The 3,819-nt window shown below is 74.3% G+C and carries 2 protein-coding genes and 1 pseudogene; all 3 read right to left on the reverse strand.

What is annotated here, in order from left to right; genetic code table 11:
• Positions 1-702: DoxX family protein (locus tag AE652_RS37255; protein WP_063780394.1), on the reverse strand; the 702-nt coding region annotated here is incomplete at its 3' end.
• A gap of 215 nt (positions 703-917) precedes the next feature.
• Positions 918-2,513 carry a glutamine-hydrolyzing GMP synthase gene (gene guaA / locus AE652_RS37260; protein WP_049659666.1) on the reverse strand — a complete coding sequence of 532 codons (1,596 nt, stop codon included), beginning with the start codon at positions 2,511-2,513 and terminating at the stop codon, positions 918-920.
• Positions 2,514-3,506: 993 nt separating this feature from the next.
• Positions 3,507-3,819: pseudogene (locus AE652_RS37265) on the reverse strand (hypothetical protein); the annotation flags it as partial.

Here is a 3,819-nt window from a genome sequence, read left to right on the forward strand (position 1 = left end):
GGCGCCGGAGGCCGGGGCCGCCGACTGCTTGGGCGCGGCCGTCCGGTCCCGGCCGAAGGTGCGGGTCAGCGAGCCGGTGAGCAGCCCGGCCCCGCCGATCGCGACGGCCGCGATCCCGCCGTCCACCAGGGCCCGGCGCTTGACGTGGTCCTCGCCCAGCCCGCGCTCGCGGTCCCGCCCGGCCCGGCGGGCCAGGTAGCCGTCCACCGACAGGTACGGCGTGCCGGCCAGCAGCAGCGGCGTCCAGGCCATCAGGTAGGCCAGGTCGTTGCCGAGGTAGTACGGCGAGACGCTCCAGCTGACGGTCAGCCACAGGCTGAGGTTGAGCAGGGCGCCGCCGAGCGCGGCGGCCCGGCCCCAGAGGCCGACCAGGGTGCCGAGGCCCACCGCCAGCTCGCCGAAGGCGATGGCGAGCGCGAACAGGGTCGGGTGGTCGAGGGCGGGGCCGAGCAGGAAGGAGATCGGGCTGCCGCCCGCCTTGGCGGCCTGGGTCTGCGAGACGAAGGAGGCCGGGTCGCCCGCTCCGGCCAGGAAGTGGGCGTCGGAGAGCTTGTCGAGGGCGGCGTAGACGAACGTGACGCCGAGGAAGAGCCGCAGGGGCAGCAGCGCGTACCTGGACGCGAGCGCCCTCCGCTGCGCCGCCCGGGCGGCCCGGCCGGCCGCTCCCCCACCGGCCGGCACCGGGTTGCTGGCCTCCGACATCCCTCACACCTTCCCTCGCCGCCCGCCACTCCCTGACAGGTCCGGTCCGCATTCTGCCCGCTCCCGACCGCTTTCGGTGGGAGGTCCCTCCCGGAGAGCGGCGCCCGCACCGCGAAACGGCCGCGCCGTCGCTCCCTTCAGTACGGGAACGACGGCGCGGCCGTTCAGGCATCGGCCTCAGGACGAGGAAGCGCCCCGGCGGCCGGTGGGAGGGGTCACTCCCACTCGATGGTGCCCGGCGGCTTGCTGGTGACGTCGACGACGACGCGGTTCACGTCGCGGACCTCGTTGGTGATCCGGGTGGAGATCTTCGCCAGCACGTCGTACGGCAGGCGCGACCAGTCAGCGGTCATGGCGTCCTCGGACGAGACCGGGCGCAGCACGATCGGGTGACCGTAGGTGCGGCCGTCGCCCTGCACGCCCACGCTGCGGACGTCGGCGAGCAGCACGACCGGGCACTGCCAGATCTCGCGGTCCAGACCGGCCGCGGTCAGCTCCTCGCGGGCGATCGCGTCGGCGTCGCGGAGCAGGTCCAGACGCTCCTTGGTGACCTCGCCGACGATCCGGATGCCCAGGCCCGGGCCCGGGAACGGCTGGCGCTGGACGATCTCCTCCGGCAGGCCCAGCTCCTGGCCGACCATCCGGACCTCGTCCTTGAACAGCTTGCGCAGCGGCTCGACCAGCTGGAACTGGAGGTCCTCGGGCAGGCCGCCGACGTTGTGGTGGGACTTGATGTTGGCGGTGCCCTCGCCGCCGCCGGACTCCACCACGTCCGGGTACAGGGTGCCCTGGACCAGGAAGTCGACCGACTCGCCGTGCTCGCCGGCCTCGGCGATGATCTCGGCCTGGGCCTGCTCGAACACGCGGATGAACTCGCGGCCGATGATCTTGCGCTTCTCCTCGGGGTCGGTGACCCCCTTCAGCGCGTTCAGGAAGCGCTCGGAGGCGTCGACGACCTTCAGCTGGACGCCGGTGGCGGCCACGAAGTCCTTCTCGACCTGCTCGGTCTCACCCTTGCGCATCAGGCCGTGGTCGACGTAGACGCAGGTCAGCTGGTCGCCGATGGCGCGGTTGACCAGCGCGGCCGCGACCGCGGAGTCCACGCCGCCGGACAGGCCGCAGATCGCGCGCTTGTCGCCGACCTGCTCGCGGATCAGGGCGACCTGCTCCTCGACCACGCTGCCGGTGGTCCAGGTGGGGGCGATGCCGGCGCCGCGGTAGAGGAAGTGCTCCAGGATCTGCTGGCCGTGGTCGGAGTGCAGCACCTCGGGGTGGTACTGGACGCCGTACAGCCGGGCCTCGTCGTTCTCGAAGGCCGCGACCGGGACCAGGTCGGTGGAGGCGGTGACGGCGAAGCCCTCCGGGGCGGCCGAGCAGGCGTCGCCGTGCGACATCCACACCGAGTGCTGCGCCGGGACGCCCTCGAACAGGGTGGAGCCGCTGCGGGAGACGGTCAGCGGGGTGCGGCCGTACTCGCGGGCGCCGTTGTTGTCGACGGTGCCGCCGAGGGTCTTGGCCATCAGCTGGAAGCCGTAGCACATGCCGAAGACCGGGACACCGGCCTCGAAGATCGCGCGGTCGATCTGCGGCGCGCCCTCTTCGTAGACCGACGACGGGCCGCCGGAGAGGATGATCGCCTTGGGGTTCTTGGCGAGCATCTCGGCGACCGGCATGCTGCTCGGCACGATCTCGCTGTAGACCCGCGCCTCACGCACCCGACGGGCGATGAGCTGGGCGTACTGGGCGCCGAAGTCGACCACCAGAACGGGGTCGTTGTCCGGCGCGGACTGGACGGGAATTGCAGAGGACACAGACGGCCTTCCGGCAGCGGTATCGAGGTGCCCGCGCGTGACCGCCTCCCCGGCAGGGGGGCTGCGGCTGCGGCGGACGGTGTGGGGTGTCTGGACACCGATTCTACCGGGCTGTCCGGTTTCACTCGTCTGCCCGTCCGAACGACCGTGACCGGGCGGGGCGGCGGTTCGTTGCTTCCTACGAACGTACGGCCGCGCCGCGTCCGCCAGACGCGCCGCCCGCCCCCGCGGGGGCACCGCCGTACGGCAGCAGGACCACGCGTGGAGTTCCATCCCAGTCCACCGGCGCACGTGGTGCCGCCGCCCGGCCCGCCGGGCAGCGGCACCGTGGGACCGTGCGCGGGTGCCGCGGCCGGCCAGCAGGGGACAGCGACCCCGGCCGCGACTGGGCCGAGAGGTGGGACGGCCGGAGTCCGGGGACGCCCGGGGCCGGCCGTCGCACCCCCGGTCCGGTCCGGTGCGCGCCCGAGCGCACTCCCCCCTTCACCCCGCGCCGCTACGCGCGTCCCCGTGCGCCACAACCATCCAGACCACTACGCACCGTGATCATCGACGGCGGCCCCGGCAGGAAATGCTCTGTGCCGAACTGTGCCGAACCGGTTGCAGAGCGAGCCCTCCGTCCAGCACGATGCTCGTTGTACGCGGTTCTCCCGGCGCCTCACGGGCTCACCGAGGGGGCCCGCGACGGCGTTCTCCGCAGCCGCGCCACGGAAGGCGGCCGCGGTTCCTCAGTTCACGCTCCGTGAGCGTAGGACCGGCGCAGACCTGTGCGCCGAGCCACCGCGCACGGGCGTGCGCGCCCCGCGCGGCCGGCCACCCACGCCGGAGCCGCGCGGCGCGCCCCGAAGCCGACCGACCCGACGGCGCTCCTCCCCCGGCGCCGTCACCCCAGCACCGGCGCGGCCCTGACGCCGAGTGCTGAACGACAAAGGGCCCCGTTCCCCCGCGGGGCCCTTTGCCCTTTCCTCAGGGGTGCCCGTACGGGGCACCCGCTCAGGGGTGCTCGCGCCACACGCTCGGGTCGACCGGCTCCTCGGCCGGAGGCGGCGGCACCGCGCCGGGCACCAGCGTCCCGCCGGCCGGGGCGGGCGGCTCCTCGTGCGAGCTGAGCACCTCGCTCACCCCGCCGCCGGGGGCGAACGGCGCGTCCTGCGGCGCGTCGGCCTGCGGCGGCACCCCGTGCCCGGGAACGCCCTGAGCCGGCACCCCTCGGACCGGCACCCCCTGGGCCGGAACGCCGTACGGCGGCGTCGCGTACGGCACCTGCGGCGGCACCGCCGGATGGGGCACCGTGCCCCGCCCCGGG

Source organism: Kitasatospora sp. MY 5-36 (genome assembly GCF_001182915.1).
Classification (GTDB): Bacteria; Actinomycetota; Actinomycetes; order Streptomycetales; family Streptomycetaceae; genus Kitasatospora.